An 18,136-nucleotide genomic window follows, 5' to 3' on the forward strand; every position below is an offset into this window, starting at 1 on the left:
GCCCTCGGCCGTTCACGGGCTCCGGCCGCTGTCGGTGGGGTCTGCTAAGACTGGTTGCTGTGAGCAGGGAGAACGGGCGGGATCCGGGGGAGCAGGGCGAGCAGCTGGCCCTGATCCGGGAGGCTGTGCGGGAGACGAAGGCGGAGCGGGCCAAGCCCCGCACCTGGCGGGGGGCCGCGCTGGCGGCGGAGCTGCCGGTGGCGCGGGTGCTGGTGGACAAGGGGCCGGTGCACCTCGACCGGTTCTTCGACTACGCGGTGCCGGCCGCGATGGACGCCGAGGCGCAGCCCGGGGTGCGGGTGCGGGTGCGGTTCGGGGCGGGGGAGAAGGGCGGCCGGCGCGAGGGCGGCCGGCTGGTCGACGGTTTCATCGTGGAGCGGACGGCTCAGAGCGAGTTCCGCGGGGTGCTGGCGCCGCTCGCCCAGGTGCTCTCGCCGGAGCGGGTGCTGACGCCGGAGCTGCTGGGGCTGTGCCGGGCGGTCGCCGACCGCTATGCCGGGTCGCTGGCGGATGTGGTGCAACTGGCGGTGCCGCCGCGCCGGGCACGGGTCGAGGCCGAGTCGTCGCCCGCGCCGCTGCCCCCCAATGCCCCGCCGGATCCCGGGAGTTGGGAGCGGTACGGGGCCGGTCCGGGGTTCCTGGAGGCGCTGGCGCGCGGGGACGCGCCGCGGGCGGTGTGGACGGCGCTGCCCGGACCGAGTTGGCCGGGGGAGCTGGCGCGGGCGGCGGCCGCGGCGCTCGCCGGCGGGCGCGGGGCGCTGGTGGTGGTGCCCGACGGGCGGGCCGCGGCCCGGGTGGACGCGGCGCTCGGTGAGCTGATCGGAGCCGGCCGGCACGTGGTGCTGACGGCCGAGTCCGGGCCCGAGGAGCGGTACCGCCGCTGGCTGGCGGTCAGCCGGGGCTCGGTGCGCGCGGTGGTCGGGACGCGCGCCGCGATGTTCGCGCCGGTCGCCGGGCTGGGACTGGTCGCGCTCTGGGACGACGGGGACGGCAGTCACAGCGATCCGCACGCTCCCCAGCCGCACGCCAGGGAAGTGCTCCTCCAGCGTGCGGTCGGCGAGCGGGCCGGTTTCCTGGTGGGCGGGTTGAGCTGCACGGTCGAGGCGGCCCAGTTGGTGGAGACCGGCTGGGCACGGCCGCTGGCCGCCGACCGGGAGCGGGTGCGGGCCGCCGCCCCCTTGGTGCGTACGGTCGGGGACGGCGACGAGGCCCGGGACGCCGCGGCGCGCGCCGCCCGGCTGCCGTCGATGGCCTGGCAGATCGTGCGGGACGGGCTCGCCCGCGGTCCGGTGCTGGTGCAGGTGCCGCGGCGGGGCTATGCCCCCCGGTTGGCGTGCGAGCGGTGTCGGGAACCAGCCCGCTGCCGGGCGTGCGCCGGCCCGTTGGAGGCGCGCGAGGCGGGCGAGTTGGCCTGCGCCTGGTGCGGCCGGGAGGAGTCGGACTGGCACTGCGCCGAGTGCGGCGGCACCCGGCTGCGGGCGCGGATCGTCGGCGCGCGGCGTACGGCGGAGGAGCTGGGCCGGGCGTTCCCGGCGGTTCCGGTGCGCACGTCGGGGCGTGATCACGTCCTGGCGTCGGTGCCCGCAGCCCCCGCGCTGGTGGTGAGCACACCCGGTGCCGAACCGGTCGCCGAGGGCGAGGGGTACGCCGCCGCGCTGCTGCTGGACGGCTGGGCACTGCTGGGGCGGCCGGATCTGCGGGCCGGCGAGGAGGCGCTGCGCCGCTGGATGGGTGCGGCCGCGCTGGTCCGCGGTCAGGCGGAGGGCGGCACGGTCGCGGTGATCGCGGAGCCGACGCTGCGACCGGTCCAGGCGCTGGTGCGCTGGGATCCGGTCGGCCATGCGGTGCGCGAGTTGGCCGAGCGGGCGGAGCTGGGGTTCCCGCCGGTTTCGCGGATGGCCGCGGTGGCGGGTCGTGCCGAGGACGTGGCCGGTCTGCTGCGGGCTGCCGAGCTTCCCGAGGGGGCCGAGGTGCTGGGTCCGGTTCCGCTGCCGGTGCCGGATCCCGGGCGGCCGCGGCGGCCGGGCGATCCTCCGCCGGGCGAGGTCTGGGAGCGTGCGCTGGTTCGGGTCCGCCCGGGTCAGGGCGCGGCGCTGGCGGCGGCGTTGAAGGCCGCGCGGGCGGCCCGGCTGGTCAAGCGGGAGGGCGAGCCGGTCCGGGTGCGGATCGATCCGCCGGATCTGGGCTGAGCCGGGTGCGCGGGCCCCGTCGCCAGGTCCCGTGGGGGCCGCACGTCGCCCCGGGACCGTGGTCGGCGGACGGTCCCGGGTTCCGCTGCGGGGCGACCGTGGGGGAAATCCGAGGGGGAGTCCGAGGGGGGAGTCCGAGGGGGGAGTCCGAGGGGGGAGTCCGAGGGGGAGTCAGCCGTTGCGGGGGCCGGGGAAGGCGCCGGGGCGGGCCTCGTCGCGGGAGGAGGCGGAGGGCTGAGTGGGCAGGGTGCGGGCGGCGGGGACGGACGGGTTCGCGGTCAGGCCGCCGGCCATGCTGATCGCGCGGGCCGTGGGGGCGTCGGAGGGGCGCACCGCGGTTTCGCCGCTGTCGCCGGACGGCTGGGTGGTGGCCCGCCGGGCGCCGTAACGGCGGTGCACCGCCTGCTTGGTGACGCCGAGTGCGGAGCCCACCGCGTCCCAGGAGAAGCCCAGTGAGCGGTCGAAGTCGACGGCCGCGGTGACGAGCGTTTCGACGCTGTCGCGGAGTTCCTGGGCGAGGCGCACGGTGGGGGCGGGCGCCCGTCCGTAGACGACGAAGCCCGCGGAGGGGCCCGTGCGTCGCGGCCGGTAGACGTTGCCGAGCTGCGCGGTGAGCGTGCGCAGGGCGTCCACCTGCCGGCGGACCCGCTCGATGTCCCGCACCAGGAGATGCAGGCTGGCGCGCGCCTGGGCGTCGTGGGTTGCGTGGTCGGCCATGGGCAAGCCTCTCGAACCGGCGTGGAAAGGATGGGTGAAAGCGTTCGGGCCGCCAAAGCGGCCCGGAATCGGTCAATGCTGTTTGACCAACGCGCCAAGAGCGGCTCTGGTCACGGTGCAGGGGCGTACGAGCGTGTGCGCGGGGCGCGGATGACTTCGCACGCCCCCTGGCGTTCCGGCCCATGACCTGCGTCAAGGCCCCTAGACTGGTGCGTCGTTCCGCAGCGTGTGAGAGGTAGTCCGTCACCCATGAGGCTTGTCTTCGCAGGTACCCCCGAGGTTGCCGTACCCGCCCTCGATGCCCTGATCGCCTCGGACCGGCACGAGGTGGTGGCCGTCGTGACCCGGCCCGACGCGCCGGCCGGACGGGGCCGCCGGCTGGTGGCCAGCCCGGTCGCGGAGCGTGCGGAGGAGGCCGGCATCGAGGTGCTCAAGCCGGCCAAGCCGCGCGACGAGGACTTCCTCGCCCGGCTGCGGGAGATCGCGCCGGACTGCTGCCCGGTGGTCGCGTACGGTGCCCTGCTGCCCCAGGTCGCGCTGGACATCCCGGCCCACGGCTGGGTCAACCTGCACTTCTCGCTGCTGCCCGCGTGGCGGGGTGCGGCGCCCGTGCAGCACGCGGTGCTCGCCGGTGACGAGATCACCGGTGCCACCACCTTCCAGATCGAACGGGGGCTGGACTCCGGCCCGGTGTACGGGGTGCTCACCGAGGAGGTCCGGCCGACCGACACCAGCGGGGATCTGCTGACCCGGCTGGCGTTCGCCGGCTCCGGTCTGCTGGTCGCCACGATGGACGGCATCGAGGGCGGCTCCCTCAAGGCGGTGCCGCAGCCGGAGGAGGGGGTCACGCTGGCCCCGAAGATCGAGGTGGAGGACGCCCGGATCGACTGGACCGCCCCGGCGCTGCGGGTGGACCGGGTGGTGCGGGGTTGTGCGCCGGCGCCCGGTGCCTGGACGGTCTTCCGCGAGGAGCGGCTCAAGGTGATGTCGGCCGCCCCCGCCGCCGAGTACGACGGACCGGCCCTGCCGGCGGGCGAACTGGCCGTCACCAAGAAGACGGTGCACGTGGGCACCGGCAGCCACCCCCTCCAGCTGCTGTGGGTCCAGCCGCAGGGCAAGAAGCCGATGCAGGCGGCGGACTGGGCGCGCGGGGTGCGGATCGCGGCCGGGGAGCAGCTGGGCGGCTGACCGGGGCGGGGTGCGCTCGCGGGGGCCGTCCGCGCGCCCCCGGCTTCGGGCCCGCGTAGGCTGGGGCGAACCCCCGTCCCGTAATACCGGAGCACCTTTCTGTGAGTCAGCAGCAGCCGCGTCGCCACGGCACCCGCAAGCCCTACCGTCGCCCGAAGAAGGACCCGGTCCGGATCCTCGCGTTCGAGGCACTGCGGGCGGTGGACGAGCGGGACGCGTACGCGAACCTGGTCCTGCCGCCGCTGCTGCGCAAGGCGCGGGACGCCGGTGACTTCGACGCCCGGGACGCGGCGTTGGCCACCGAGCTGGTCTACGGGTCGCTCCGCCGCCAGGGCACCTACGACGCGATCCTGGCCACCTGCGTCGACCGGCCGCTGCGCGAGGTCGACCCGCCGGTGCTGGACGTGCTGACGCTCGGTGCGCACCAGTTGCTCGGCACCCGGATCCCCCCGCACGCCGCGGTCAGCGCCACCGTCGACCTGGCCCGGGTGGTGCTGGGCGACGGCCGGGCGAAGTTCGTCAACGCGGTGCTGCGCAAGCTCACCGCGCACGATCTGGACGGCTGGCTGGAGCGGGTGGCCCCGGAGTACGACGAGGACCCGGAGGACCATCTGGGGATCGTGCACGCCCATCCCCGCTGGGTCGTCTCCGCGCTCTGGGACGCCCTCGGCGGCGGTCGCGCGGGCATCGAGGAGCTGTTGGCGGCGGACAACGAGCGCCCCGAGGTGACGCTGGTGGCGCGGCCGGGCCGGTCCACCGCCGAGGAACTGCTGGCGGCCGCAGGCGAGGACGGCGCGGTGCCGGGCCGGTGGTCGCCGTACGCGGTCCGGCTCGCCGAGGGCGGGGAGCCGGGTGCGCTGGACGCGGTGCGCGAGGGGCGCGCCGGCGTGCAGGACGAGGGCAGTCAGCTGGTGGCGCTGGCGTTGGCCGCCGCGCCGCTGGACGGCCCGGACCGCACCTGGCTGGACGGCTGCGCGGGGCCGGGCGGCAAGGCGGCGCTGCTGGGCGCGTTGGCGGCGCAGCGGGGCGCGGCGCTGGTGGCGTCGGAGAAGCAGCCGCACCGGGCACGGTTGGTGGCCCGGGCCCTGGAGGGAAATCCGGGTCCGTACGCGGTGATCGCCGCCGACGGCACCCGTCCGGCGTGGCGCCCCGGGGCCTTCGACCGGGTGCTGGTGGACGTGCCGTGCACCGGCCTGGGGGCGCTGCGCCGCCGGCCCGAGGCGCGCTGGCGGCGGCGGCCCGAGGACCTGGACGGTTTCGCGCCGCTGCAGCGGGAGTTGCTGCGGCAGGCGCTGGCGGCGGTGCGGATCGGCGGTGTGGTGGGGTACGCGACCTGTTCGCCGCATCCGGCGGAGACCCGGGCCGTGGTGGAGGACGTCCTCAAGGGGCGCGGCGGGCCGGCCGCCGAGGCCGAGTGGATCGACGCCCGGCCGTTGATGCCGGGCGTGCCGGAGCTCGGTGACGGGCCGGATGTCCAGCTCTGGCCGCATCTGCACGGGACCGACGCGATGTATCTGGCGCTGCTGCGCCGGACTGCCTGACGGGTCCGCGCGGCCGCGGTGGCCGGTTCCGCCCGTAAGGGGGAGCGGCCGCCGGGGGAGCGGTTCGACGCACGGATATCTTGATGTCGAGCAATCTTGATATCTTGATGTCGAGCAATATTTGAGACGTGGATGGAGCGGAGTACCCGGTGACTGACTCGACCATCATTTACACCCACACTGACGAGGCCCCGGCCCTGGCGACGTACTCGTTCCTGCCGGTGGTCGAGGCGTACGCCTCGACGGCCGGGGTGACGCTGGAGACCCGCGACATCTCGCTGTCGGGTCGGATCATCGCCAGCTTCCCGGAGCACCTGAAGGAGGACCAGCGGATCGCCGACGCCCTCGCGGAGCTCGGCGAGCTGGCCAAGACGCCCGGCGCGAACATCATCAAGCTGCCCAACATCTCGGCCTCCATCCCGCAGCTCAAGGCGGCCGTCGCCGAGCTCCAGGAGCAGGGCTACGCGCTCCCGGACTACCCGGACGACCCGAAGACCGACGAGCAGCGCGAGATCCGCGCCCGCTACGACAAGGTCAAGGGCAGCGCCGTCAACCCCGTGCTGCGCGAGGGCAACTCGGACCGCCGGGCGCCCGCGTCGGTCAAGAACTACGCCAAGGCCCACCCGCACCGCATGGGTGCCTGGACCGGCGACTCCAAGACCAACGTGGCGACCATGGGCGCCGACGACTTCCGCTCCACCGAGAAGTCCGCGGTGATCGCCGAGGACGGTGCGCTCCGCATCGAGCTGGCCGGCGACGACGGCTCCACCACGGTGCTGCGCGAGTCGGTGCCGGTCCTGGCCGGTGAGGTCGTGGACGCCTCCGTGATGCGGGTCGGTCCGCTGCGGGAGTTCCTGGCCGCGCAGGTCGCGAAGGCCAAGGCCGAGGGCGTGCTGTTCTCCGTGCACCTGAAGGCCACGATGATGAAGGTCTCCGACCCGATCGTCTTCGGCCACGTCGTGCGCGCCTTCTTCCCCAAGACGTTCGCCCAGTACGGCGAGGCGCTCGCGGCGGCCGGGCTGACCCCGAACGACGGCCTCGGCGGCATCTACAAGGGCCTTGCGGCCCTGCCGAACGGCGCCGAGATCAAGGCGTCCTTCGACGCCGAGCTGGCCGCGGGCCCCGAGCTGGCGATGGTCGACTCCGACCGCGGCATCACCAACCTGCATGTCCCCAGCGACGTCATCGTGGACGCCTCGATGCCGGCCATGATCCGCACCTCCGGCCACATGTGGGGCCCGGACGGCCAGGAGGCCGACACCCTCGCGGTGCTCCCCGACAGCAGCTACGCCGGCATCTACCAGGCCGTCATCGACGACTGCCGGGCGCACGGCGCGCTCGACCCGGCCACCATGGGCTCGGTGCCCAACGTCGGCCTGATGGCGCAGAAGGCCGAGGAGTACGGCAGCCACGACAAGACCTTCGAGATCCCGGCCACCGGTACGGTGCGGGTCCTCGACGGCGCCGGCAACGTCGTCCTGGAGCAGACCGTGGGCGCCGGCGACATCTTCCGGATGTGCCAGACCAAGGACGCGCCGATCAAGGACTGGGTGAAGCTGGCCGTCACCCGTGCCCGCGCCACCGGCGACCCGGCGGTGTTCTGGCTCGACGCGACCCGTGCGCACGACGCCCAGCTGATCGAGAAGGTCAAGGCGTACCTGCTGGAGCACGACACCGAGGGGCTGGAGATCAAGATCCTGGCCCCGGTCGAGGCGATCACCTTCTCCCTGGAGCGGATCCGCCGCGGCGAGGACACCATCTCGGTCACCGGCAACGTCCTGCGTGACTACCTGACCGACCTGTTCCCGATCCTGGAGCTGGGCACCAGCGCCAAGATGCTGTCGGTCGTCCCGCTGATGAACGGCGGCGGGCTGTTCGAGACGGGCGCCGGCGGCTCCGCCCCGAAGCACGTCCAGCAGCTGGTCAAGGAGAACTACCTGCGCTGGGACAGCCTGGGTGAGTTCCTCGCGCTCGCGGTGAGCTTCGAGCACCTCGCGACGACCACCGGCAACGCCCGTGCCAAGGTCCTCGCCGAGACCCTGGACCGCGCGACCGGTGCGTTCCTGAACGAGAACAAGTCGCCGAGCCGCAAGCTGGGCGGTATCGACAACCGCGGCAGCCACTTCTACCTGGCGCTCTACTGGGCCCAGGAGCTGGCCAAGCAGACCGACGACGCGCAGCTCGCGGAGGCGTTCGGGCCGCTGGCCAAGACGCTGACCGAGCAGGAGCGGACCATCGTCGACGAGCTGATCGCGGTGCAGGGCTCCCCGGCCGACATCGGTGGCTACTTCCGCCCCGACCCGGCCAAGGCGTCCGCGGTGATGCGTCCGTCGAAGACGCTGAACCAGGCGCTGGCGGCCCTGAAGGGCTGATCGCCGCCGCACCACCTCGTCCGCCCCGGCCGGGCCGCGCGACCGGCCGGGGCGGCATGGCGCGTACCCGCGCCGCGGGGTGACGGGGCTCTCCCCGCCCGGCGGGGTCCGTCCGCGAACGGACCGCCATACTGGGGGCATGGCCTTGATCAACCCCAGCATCCTGTCCGCCGACTTCGCCCGCCTCGCCCAGGAGGCACAGGCCGTCGAGGGCGCCGACTGGCTCCACGTCGACGTGATGGACAACCACTTCGTCCCCAACCTCACCCTCGGCGTGCCGATCGTCGAGTCGCTGAGCAAGGCGACGGACACCCCCCTCGACCTGCACCTGATGATCGAGGACCCGGACCGCTGGGCGCCGCAGTACGTGGAGGCCGGGGCCGGTTCGGTCACCTTCCACGCGGAGGCGGCCGCGGCACCGGTGCGGCTGGCGCGGGAGATCAGGGCCAAGGGCGCGCGGGCGTCGATGGCGCTCAAGCCGGCCACCCCGATCGAGCCGTTCGAGGACCTGCTGCCCGAACTGGACATGGTGCTGATCATGACCGTCGAGCCCGGCTTCGGCGGTCAGGCGTTCCTGGACATCATGCTGCCGAAGATCCGCCGCACCCGTGAGCTGATCTCGCGGCACGGACTCCAGATGTGGCTCCAGGTGGACGGCGGTGTCTCGGCGGAGACCATCGAGCGGTGCGCGGAGGCCGGCGCCGACGTGTTCGTCGCGGGTTCCGCGGTGTACGGGGCGGACGACCCGGCCAAGGCCGTCCGTGACCTGCGGGAGAAGGCCGAGGCGGCGACGGCCGGGAGCTGGGGCTGCGCTCACTGATCGAGTCGGCCCGGCCCGTACGGGGCGCGGAACCGGTCCGTCCGGTGTGGTCCGCGCCATCGGTTGACCTGGTGGCAACCGAGCGTTCATGCCTGTCGTGACGCTCGTGGTCCCCGTACACCTCGGGTTTCTGAAAGGATGAGCAAAGACTCGATCAGATGCGCAAAAGGGGAGAATTTCGTGGTAGCCAGCCGCCCACAGTCCGGAATGGGCCCTGCCGAGCTGGTGCAGGCTGCGGCCATGGCCCGCCGTTTCTATCTTGAGGGCAAGTCCAAGATCCAGATCGCGGAGGAGTTCGGCGTCAGCCGGTTCAAGGTCGCCCGTGTGCTGGAGACGGCACTGGAGCGCGATCTCGTACGGATCGAGATCCGGGTGCCCTCCGAACTCGACGCGGAGCGCTCCGACGCCCTGCGCGCCCGCTACGGCCTGCGGCACGCGGTCGTCGTGGAATCGCCCGCGGACGCTCCCCCTGCCTTCGGCGGGGGGACCCCCACCGAGGACGCCGCCGACCCGGAGAACCTCGGCGAAGTCGCCGCCGACCTGCTCGGCGAGCTCGTCGCCGAGGGCGATGTGCTGGGGCTCGCCTGGGGCCGCTCGACCATCCACATGGCGGCCGCCCTGCACCGGTTGCCGCCGTGCACGGTCGTCCAGCTGACCGGGGTCTACGACGCCGGGACCGCCGACCGCGGATCGGTCGAGGCGGTCCGCCGCGCGGCCGACGTCTCCGGCGGCGAGGCGCATCCGATCTATGCGCCGATGCTGCTGCCCGACTCGGCGACCGCCGCCGCGCTGCGCGGCCAGACCGGGATCGCCCGCGCCTTCGAGTACTTCGACAAGGTCACCGTCGCCTGCGTCTCCATCGGTTCGTGGGAGCCGGGCGTCTCGACCGTCTACGACATGCTGTCGGAGGAGGAGCGGGAGCACTACGCCTCGCTGGGCGCGACCGCCGAGATGTCCGCGCACCTCTTCGACGGCGAGGGGCGGCGCGTCGGCCGCGACCTGGGCGAGCGGTGCATCACCGTCGAGGCCGACCGGCTGCGCCGGATCCCCGAGGTGGTGGCGATCGCCGGCGGCCGCCGGAAGGCCGCGGCCATCGGCGCGGTGCTGCGCTCCGGCCTGGTGACGAGCCTGGTGACGGACACCGCGGCCGCCGACCACCTGCTGCTGGAGACCGGTCCCGGCCCGCGGCCGGCCCTGGACCGGGCGGACCCGGACGGGAAGTGAGCGGGCCCGGCGCGCCCGCCGCCGGGCAGCCGGCGCGTGGCTGTGACAGCATCGGCCCATGCTGATCCACACCGCCCCGCGCCGGGCCGCCGCCGTCCTCGGCGCGCTGCTCGCCGCGCTGCTTCTCGTCCTGACCGGCTGTTCCACCGGCGGTGACGGCAAAGGGAGTTCGGCCGGCACGCACCGGCCGGCTGCGACCGGTACGGCCGACCCCCGGTCGCCCGGCGGCGCCGCACCGGGCTGGGCCAAGGGCCTGCCGACCGTGCCGGCGAAGGGGCTGCCCGCCGAGGCGCAGCGCACCCTCAAGCTGATCGACGCCGGCGGACCGTTCCCGTACCCCAAGGACGGCACCGTCTTCGGCAACTACGAGAAGCAGCTGCCCAAGGAGCCGCGCGGCTACTACCACGAGTACACGGTCGACACCCCGGGTTCCCGGAACCGCGGCGCCCGCCGCCTGATCACCGGCAAGCAGCACGAGTTCTTCTACACCGAGGACCACTACAAGAGCTTCAAGGCGGTGCTGCGGTGAGCGCCGAGGTGCCCCGGGCGCTGGCCGCGGTGCTCGACGGGCGGACGCCCGCGGGTGTGCTGCCCTGGCCGGCCGACCGCCCGGTCGCGGACGCCCTGGCCGCGGCCCGGGACGCGGGGTGGGACGGTGCCGCACTCGACCTCGCGGGGGTCGCGGACAAGGCCGGTTTCCTGGACCGGTGCGCGGCGGCCCTGGACTTCCCCGCGTACTTCGGCCACAACTGGGACGCGCTGGCCGACTGCCTCACCGACCTGTCCTGGTGCCCCCCGTCGCGCGGCCGGCTGCTGGTCATCACCGGCTGGCAGGGCTACGCGGCCGCCGTGCCGGAGGACTGGGGCGTGGTGGAGGGCGTGCTGGCGGACGCCGTGGGGCACTGGCGGGACACCGACACCGGGCTCGCGGTGATCATGGCCGGCGGGCGCGGCCGGCAGGGGGTCTAGCCCGGGAAGCCGGCCGTCCCGGACGCCGTTCCGCGACCTTGCGCATGCGTCCCGTGAGCCGGCGTCCCGGTGCGTGGACACCGGATTGGTGGATCACACACACGGCTCGCGGGGCCGTAGGACTATCACATGAGTCCTGGTCAGGGCCCGTATCCTGGCGGTATGCGATTCCTCAATCCGAAGAACGGCGCCCTCGAAGAGAGTTCTTCGGTGCCCTACGACCTGACCTACGACGATGTGTTCATGGTGCCCAGCCGCTCGGCGGTGGGCTCCCGCCAGGCTGTGGACCTCGCCTCGCGCGACGGCTCCGGCACGACCATCCCCCTCGTGGTCGCCAACATGACGGCGATCGCCGGCCGCCGTATGGCCGAGACCGTGGCCCGCCGCGGTGGTCTGGTCGTCATCCCCCAGGACATCCCGATCGATGTCGTCACCGACGTCATCACCTGGGTCAAGCAGCGCCACCTCGTGCTGGACACGCCGATAGTGCTGTCCCCGGTCTCGACCGTGGCGGACGCGCTGTCGCTGCTGCCCAAGCGGGCGCACGGCGCCGGCATCGTCGTCGAGGGCGGCCGGCCGGTCGGCGTCGTCACCGAGCACGACCTGGCCGGGGTGGACCGCTTCACCCAGGTGGCCGAGGTCATGTCCAAGGACCTGCTGGTCCTGGACGCGGACATCGACCCCCGCGAGGCGTTCAACCGCCTCGACGCCGCCAACCGCAAGCTGGCCCCGGCGGTCGACGCGGACGGCCGGCTGGTCGGCATCCTGACCCGCAAGGGCGCGCTGCGCGCGACCCTGTACACCCCCGCCACGGACGAGGGCGGCAAGCTGCGGATCGCGGCCGCCGTGGGCATCAACGGCGATGTGGCCGGCAAGGCCAAGGCGCTGCTGGAGGCGGGTGTGGACACCCTCGTCGTGGACACCGCGCACGGCCACCAGGAATCGATGATCAGCGCGGTCAAGGCGGTCCGGGCGCTGGACCCGCACGTCCCGATCGTCGCGGGCAACATCGTCGCCGCCTCCGGTGTGCGCGACCTCATCGAGGCCGGCGCGGACATCATCAAGGTCGGTGTCGGGCCGGGCGCGATGTGCACCACCCGCATGATGACCGGTGTGGGCCGGCCGCAGTTCTCCGCGGTGCTGGAGTGCGCCGCCGAGGCGAAGAAGTACGGCAAGCACGTCTGGGCCGACGGCGGTGTCCGCCACCCCCGCGACGTGGCCATGGCGCTGGCCGCGGGCGCGTCCAACGTCATGATCGGCTCGTGGTTCGCCGGCACGCTGGAGTCGCCGGGCGACCTCCAGCACACCGCCGACGGCCGGCCGTACAAGGAGAGCTTCGGGATGGCCTCGGCGCGTGCGGTGCGCAACCGCACCAGCGAGGAGTCGGCCTACGACCGCGCCCGCAAGGCGCTGTTCGAGGAGGGCATCTCCACCTCCCGGATGTTCGTCGACCAGGCCCGTCCCGGAGTCGAGGACCTGATCGACTCGATCATCGCGGGCGTCCGCAGCTCCTGCACGTACGCCGGCGCCGCCTCACTGGCGGAGTTCACGGAGAAGGCCGTGGTCGGCGTCCAGAGCGCCGCCGGTTACGCCGAGGGGAAGCCGCTGCACGACAGCTGGAACTGACCCCGCCGGAGCCCGCCGACGGCTCCGCACGCGCCGCTCACCGGCCCCGCACCGACCTGGTGCGGGGCCGGTGGCGTTCTCCGGGCGCCGCCGTGATTGACTGCGTGGAGCGCAACATTCCGCTGCCCTTCGCCGCCGTGCGCAACGAACCACCGTGATTGCGCAAGGATCGTGCATTACGGCAGGTCAAGCAGGGGCCGTAGTGTCATGCGCTGTACGTGGAGTGGCGGAGACCGCCTGCTCGGCGGTCTCCTGCTGCAGGGTGGTTCGTCCTGCCTGTCCGGCCGCCGTGGTCTCGTCACCGGAATGTGCCGGAATGTGTCAGTCTGACCGGCAGTGACGAAGGAGCCCCCAGTGTTGGAGAACGGCGCTGCCCCGCCCCCAGGGGACAGCTATTCCCCGCCGCCCGCCGGCGGTGGACTCGGCACTCGGCTGATGCGCCGCAAGCCGGTCGAGCGGTTGGTCGCCGAGGGCGGCCAGGGCGAGGGGGGCACGCTCCGCCGCTCGATGGGCGTCTGGCAGCTGACCATGATCAGCATCGGTGCCACGCTCGGCACCGGCATCTTCGTGGTGCTCGGCCAGGCCGTCCCGGACGCCGGCCCCGCGGTCGTGCTCTCCTTCGTCATCGCCGGTATCACCGCGCTGTTCTCCGCGCTCTCCTACGCCGAGCTGGCCGGCACCATCCCGGTCTCCGGCTCGTCGTACTCCTACGCCTACGCCACCCTCGGTGAGCTGATCGCCTGGGTCTGCGGCTGGTGCCTGATCCTGGAGTACGGCGTCTCGGTCGCCGCGGTCGCGGTCGGCTGGGGCCAGTACCTCAACGAGTTCCTCAACGGGACGCTGGGCGTCACCATCCCCGCCGCGCTGTCCGCGCCGCCGGGCCAGGGCGGCTACTTCAACCTGCCCGCGCTGCTGGTCGTGCTGCTGGCGATGGTGTTCCTGCTGGGCGGTGCCAAGGAGAGCGCCCGCGCCAACACCATCATGGTGATCGTCAAGATCATCACGCTGCTGCTCTTCTGTGGCGTCGCGATCCAGGGTGTGAAGTCCGGCAACTACGCCAACTTCATGCCGATGGGCATGGCGGGGGTCAGCGCCGCGGGCGCCACCCTGTTCTTCTCGTACATCGGTTTCGACGCCGCCTCCACGGCCGGCGAGGAGGCCCGGAACCCGCAGCGCGACCTGCCCCGCGCGATCATGCTCTCGCTGGTGATCGTCACCGCCCTGTACTGCCTGGTCGCGGCCATCGCGGTGGGTGCCCTGCCGTGGGAGGAGTTCAAGGGCTCGGAGGCCGCGCTGGCCGGGATCCTCAAGACCGTCACCGGTCACAACTACTGGTCGGTCCTGCTGGCCTTCGGTGCCGTCGTCGCCATCGCCAGCGTCGTGCTGACCGTGCTCTACGGCCAGACCCGGATCCTGTTCGCGATGTCCCGGGACCGGCTGGTGCCCACGGTGTTCTCCAAGGTTCACCCCAAGAGCGGCGTGCCCCGGGTCAACACCGTGATCGTCTCCCTCTTCTGCGGCGTGCTCGCCGCGGCGGTGCCGCTCGGTGAGCTGGCCGACGCCACCAGCATCGGTACGCTCTTCGCGTTCGCGCTGGTCAACGTGGCCGTGATCGTGCTGCGCCGGACCCGGCCGGACATGCCGCGGGCGTTCCGCACGCCGTTCTCGCCGGTCTTCCCGGCGATCGGCTTCCTGCTCTGCCTGTACATGATGGGCAGCCTCGGCCCGGTGACCTGGGTGGTCTTCGGTGTCTGGATGGTGGTCGGCCTTGTGATCTACTTCGGATACGGCATGCGCCGCTCCCGATTGGCCACCGCAGAGAAGTGACCCACCCGCAGTGCGACTGAACGATCTCGACGAACGCATCGTCCACGCCCTCGCCGAGGACGCCCGCCGCAGTTACGCGGACATCGGCCAGGAGGTCGGACTGTCCGCACCGGCGGTCAAACGCCGGGTGGACCGGTTGCGGGCGGACGGCGCGATCACCGGGTTCACGGTGCGCGTCGACCCGGCCGCCCTCGGCTGGGAGACCGAGGGGTTCATCGAGATCTTCTGTCGCCGCAACACCTCGCCGGACGCGATCCACCGCGGTCTGTCGCGCTATCCGGAAGTGGCGTCCGCCTCCACCGTCACCGGTGAGGCGGACGCCCTGGTGCAGGTCTTCGCGTCCGACATGCGGCACTTCGAGCGGGTACTGGAGCGGATCGCCGGCGAACCCTTCGTCGAGCGCACCAAGTCCGTCCTGGTCCTCTCCCCGCTGTTGCGCCGCTACGGGTCGGGCGCGCCCGGCTAAAGCCAGCCTTCGGGCCGGGGCGCCACCGCCGGGGCGCTACCGCCGGGCGGCGTGCGCCGGGCCCATGCCCGCCGGCAGGCGCGGCGGGGTGCCCTCGGTCCATACGACGCGGAGCGCGGAGGCGGCGATCCGCCAGCCGTCCGGGGTCCGCACCAGGGCGGTGTCGGCGTGGCCGCCGGAGACGAAGAGGGCCTCGGACCCGTCCGCCAGCACGTGGGTGCTGAGCTGGGCCCCGCGGGCGGTGGCCCGGTCGCCGTCGATCTCGATGACGGCGTTGCCGCCCAGGTGCACGGTCCGGTCGAACAGGGCCATCCCCTCCCGGATCCGGGCCACCACGGCGTCCCGGCCGCGGACGGTGCCGAGGGGCATCTCGGCCGTGGCGTCCTCGGTGTAGAAGGCGCGGCCCCACGCCTCGTCGAACACCCCCTCGTCCAGGGAGCGCAGGTAGCGGTCCAGCAGGTCGGTGATCTCGGCGCGGTCGGTGAGGTGCTGGAGCTGCCGCGCCGTCCGGAGGTGGGCGGGGTCGGTGGCGGGCGGGGTCGGGACGGTGGCTGCTGCCTCGTGTGCGGTCATGTGGTGATCCTGTGACCTCAAGTGGACTTGAGGTCAAGGGCGGGCGTGGCGGCCGCCTCCACGGGCGGCGCGTCGGCGGGCCGACGGGAGCGCAGGCCGACCGTCACCGCGGCGCCCACCACCAGCACCACGGCCGCCGCGATGCGGTAGCCCAACGCGGCGGCGTCGGTGAACGCGGCCGCCGTGGACGTCCCGTGTCCGGTGCCCGCGGCGTAGCGGACCGACAGTGCGGTGCCGACCACGGCGATGCCCAGTGCCGCGCCCAACTCCCGTGCCGCGCCCTGGAGTCCGGAGCCCATACCGGCCTGGTGGGCCGGCACCGACGCCACGATCGCATGCGACAGCGTCGGCAGCGCCAGGCCCGCGCCGACCGCCATCACCAGCAGGTACGCCAGGTAGCGCAGGTAGGGGGTGCCGGCGTCGGCGGTGGCGAGCAGCAGCAGGCCGACGGCCACCAGGAGCAGCGCGGCGCCGGACGTCCGGGCCTCGCCGATCCGCTGCGCCAGGCGCATCCCGTACCGCGTCACCGCCATCATCCCGAAGGCCAGCGGGACGATCGCGAAGCCCGTCCGCAGCGGCGGATAGCCCTTCACGTACTGGAGGAACTGCGCGTTGACGTAGAACAGGGCGAACATCCCGAAGAAGCCGACGGCGATCCCGGCGGTGCCGGCGCGCAGTCGCGGCAGCCGGAAGAGCCGGGGGTCCAGCACCGGGTGCGCGGCCCGCAGACCGTGCCGGACGAAGACCGCGAACAGCAGCAGGGCCAGGGCGAAGGCGCCGAGGACCGGTGCCGAGGCCCAGCCCAGTCCGGGGCCCTCGATGATGCCGAAGAGCAGGGCGAAGGACCCCAGGGCCAGCAGTGCCGAGCCCGGCAGGTCCAGGGCCGCGGTCTGCCGCGGCACCCGGGGCGCGGACCGCGCCACCCACGCGAGCAGGAGCACCGCCAGCGGCACGTACCCCCAGAACAGCCCCTGCCAGGGCAGGTATTGGAGGATCAGCGCGCCGCCCGCGTTCCCCGCCATCCCGCCGACGCCGATCGCCAGGCTCCATACCGCGACCGCCGCCGCCTTGCGTCCGGGCGGGGACGCGTGCAGGAGCACGGACATGGTGGCCGGTACCAGGAGTGCGGCCCCGGCGCCCGAGACGGCGCGGCCGGTCAGCAGTACGGGGAGGGTCGGCGCCAGGGCGCTGACCAGCGTGCCGGTGCCGAAGACCGCGAGCCCGGTGAGCAGGGTGCCCTTTCGGCCGTAGCGGTCGCCGAGCGCGCCGGCCGGGATCAGCAGACCGGCGAAGACCAGGACGTAGCTGTCGACGATCCACAGCAGTTGGGCGGGGGTGGGGTGGAGGCCGCTCGCGGCGATCTTCGGTATGGCCAGGTTCATGGCGGCCACGAGGGACTGCGCGACCAGGACGCAGGCGCACATCGCGGCGGTGACGGAGCGCCGGCGGGCGCGCCGGGGCGAAATGGCGCCGGTCGGCGGCGCTGCTGAGGTGGTCATGGCGGGGACGCTAGAGTCGCGTTCAGTTGATCTCAAATGCAAGGTGTGCACTCCATGATTGCGCAGAACGCAAAAATCGACTTCAACCTGCTGATCGCGCTGGACGCGCTGCTGGAAGAGGAGAGTGTGACCGCGGCCGCCGACCGGCTCGGGCTCTCCGGGCCCGCCATGAGCCGGGCGCTCGGCCGGATCCGCCGGACCCTCGGCGATCCGGTGCTGGTCCGCGCCGGACGGCACATGGTGCCGACCCCGCGTGCACTGGAGATCAAGGCCGAGGTGCGGCAGCTGGTCGAGGCCGCGTACGGGGTGCTGGCCCCGTCCGCCCCCGCTGATCCGGCGCAGCTCAACCGGATCTTCACGCTGAACGCCAGCGACCTGTTCGTCACCGCCCTCGGGCCCGCCCTGGTCGCCCGGGTCGCCCGGGAGGCGCCGGGGGTGGCGCTGCGCTTCCTCGGCGAGAGCCATGTCGATCTGCCGCTGCTCCGGGACGGGGTGGCCGACGTGGAGCTGGGCATGATCGACCGACCGGAGCCGGAGATCCGTACCGAGCGGCTCTTCGACGACCGCGCGGTCGCCGTCGTCCGGGCGGGCCACCCACTGACCACCCGGCCCCTCACCGCCCGCCGGTTCGCCGCCGCCCCGCACCTCAGCTTCTCCCGGCGCGGACGGCTGGCCGGCCCCATCGACACCGCGCTCGCCGAACTCGGGCTGCGCCGCCGGGTGATCGCCACCGTGCCGACCGTCGCGGCCGCGCTGATGATGGTGCGGGACAGCGACGCGGTGGGCATGGCCGCGGAGCGGGTCGCGGCGTCGATGGTCCGCGGGCTGGGCCTGTGCACCCTGCCCATCCCGCTGGACCTGCCGCCGATGGCGATGGCGATGGCCTGGCACCCGCGGCAGGAGGCCGACCCGGGCCACCGGTGGCTGCGCGGCGTGGTGCGCGAGACGGTGGCCGCCGCGGTGGCCTGAGTCACCCCGCCGGCACCCGCCCGACCTGGCCGGATGCCGCGTGCAACGAATCGCCGCGGTGGCCCTTGAAAGCGCAACGAATCGTCCGTCGCCACGCAACGGTGGCGCCTTGTCCCGGATCGTCGGCGGACCGTACCGTCATTGCGTCCCACCCGA

Annotated in this window: 15 protein-coding genes; 12 read left to right on the forward strand and 3 right to left on the reverse strand. The window is 73.5% G+C overall.

Translation table 11 applies throughout. The features are described 5' to 3' along the window. Positions 1-59: 59 nt before the first annotated feature. Positions 60-2,189, forward strand: coding sequence for a primosomal protein N' (locus tag CG747_RS15445; RefSeq protein WP_100602298.1), 2,130 nt, complete (start codon positions 60-62; stop codon positions 2,187-2,189). A gap of 171 nt (positions 2,190-2,360) precedes the next feature. Here CG747_RS15445 and CG747_RS15450 read toward each other — a convergent pair whose 3' ends face one another. Then, entirely contained in the window at positions 2,361-2,906 is a 546-nt protein-coding gene (locus tag CG747_RS15450; protein WP_100602299.1) for a hypothetical protein, read from the reverse strand. Positions 2,907-3,155: 249 nt separating this feature from the next. Between CG747_RS15450 and fmt the strand changes: the two genes are divergently transcribed. The 10 genes from fmt (at position 3,156) to CG747_RS15500 (ending at position 14,939) form a co-directional block, all read left to right on the forward strand. Then, a complete protein-coding gene (fmt, locus tag CG747_RS15455; protein WP_100602300.1) occupies positions 3,156-4,094 on the forward strand; it encodes a methionyl-tRNA formyltransferase in 939 nt (312 codons plus the stop codon). A 101-nt stretch (positions 4,095-4,195) separates the two neighbouring features. After that, a complete protein-coding gene (locus tag CG747_RS15460) occupies positions 4,196-5,635 on the forward strand; it encodes an RsmB/NOP family class I SAM-dependent RNA methyltransferase (RefSeq protein WP_100602301.1) in 1,440 nt (479 codons plus the stop codon). Positions 5,636-5,784: 149 nt separating this feature from the next. After that, on the forward strand, positions 5,785-8,007 hold the full coding sequence (locus CG747_RS15465) for an NADP-dependent isocitrate dehydrogenase (protein ID WP_100602302.1): 2,223 nt from the start codon (positions 5,785-5,787) through the stop codon (positions 8,005-8,007). A 139-nt stretch (positions 8,008-8,146) separates the two neighbouring features. Next, a complete protein-coding gene (gene rpe / locus CG747_RS15470) occupies positions 8,147-8,827 on the forward strand; it encodes a ribulose-phosphate 3-epimerase (RefSeq protein ID WP_100602303.1) in 681 nt (226 codons plus the stop codon). Between the two features lie 207 nt (positions 8,828-9,034). Then, the gene (locus CG747_RS15475; protein ID WP_100602304.1) at positions 9,035-10,051 is read left to right on the forward strand and encodes a sugar-binding transcriptional regulator; all 1,017 of its coding nucleotides are present in this window, start codon (positions 9,035-9,037) and stop codon (positions 10,049-10,051) included. A gap of 58 nt (positions 10,052-10,109) precedes the next feature. Then, positions 10,110-10,580, forward strand: a complete 471-nt coding sequence (locus CG747_RS15480) for a ribonuclease domain-containing protein (protein WP_100602305.1) — start codon at positions 10,110-10,112, stop codon at positions 10,578-10,580. Continuing rightward, the gene (locus tag CG747_RS15485; RefSeq protein ID WP_100602306.1) at positions 10,577-11,020 is read left to right on the forward strand and encodes a barstar family protein; all 444 of its coding nucleotides are present in this window, start codon (positions 10,577-10,579) and stop codon (positions 11,018-11,020) included. The genes CG747_RS15480 and CG747_RS15485 overlap by 4 nt, the downstream gene beginning before the upstream one ends. 162 nt (positions 11,021-11,182) lie before the next feature. Continuing rightward, positions 11,183-12,646 carry a GuaB1 family IMP dehydrogenase-related protein gene (locus CG747_RS15490; RefSeq protein WP_100602307.1) on the forward strand — a complete coding sequence of 488 codons (1,464 nt, stop codon included), beginning with the start codon at positions 11,183-11,185 and terminating at the stop codon, positions 12,644-12,646. A gap of 354 nt (positions 12,647-13,000) precedes the next feature. Next, positions 13,001-14,473: an amino acid permease gene (locus tag CG747_RS15495; protein ID WP_100602308.1), complete on the forward strand. Its 1,473-nt coding sequence runs from the start codon at positions 13,001-13,003 to the stop codon at positions 14,471-14,473. Positions 14,474-14,483: 10 nt separating this feature from the next. Continuing rightward, positions 14,484-14,939: an Lrp/AsnC family transcriptional regulator gene (locus tag CG747_RS15500; protein ID WP_100602309.1), complete on the forward strand. Its 456-nt coding sequence runs from the start codon at positions 14,484-14,486 to the stop codon at positions 14,937-14,939. A gap of 36 nt (positions 14,940-14,975) precedes the next feature. Here the strand turns inward: CG747_RS15500 and CG747_RS15505 are convergent, their stop codons facing one another. Continuing rightward, positions 14,976-15,512, reverse strand: coding sequence for a nuclear transport factor 2 family protein (locus CG747_RS15505; protein WP_100602310.1), 537 nt, complete (start codon positions 15,510-15,512; stop codon positions 14,976-14,978). A gap of 17 nt (positions 15,513-15,529) precedes the next feature. After that, a complete protein-coding gene (locus CG747_RS15510; protein ID WP_100602311.1) occupies positions 15,530-17,011 on the reverse strand; it encodes an MFS transporter in 1,482 nt (493 codons plus the stop codon). Positions 17,012-17,065: 54 nt separating this feature from the next. On the opposite strand from CG747_RS15510, the gene CG747_RS15515 reads away from it, so the two are divergent. Then, positions 17,066-17,980 (forward strand): LysR family transcriptional regulator, encoded by a 915-nt coding sequence (locus CG747_RS15515; protein WP_100602312.1) that lies wholly within the window; start codon positions 17,066-17,068, stop codon positions 17,978-17,980. The last annotated feature ends 156 nt before the right edge of the window (positions 17,981-18,136 follow it).

Source organism: Streptomyces sp. CB02959 (genome assembly GCF_002803155.1).
Lineage (GTDB): Bacteria > Actinomycetota > Actinomycetes > Streptomycetales > Streptomycetaceae > Streptomyces.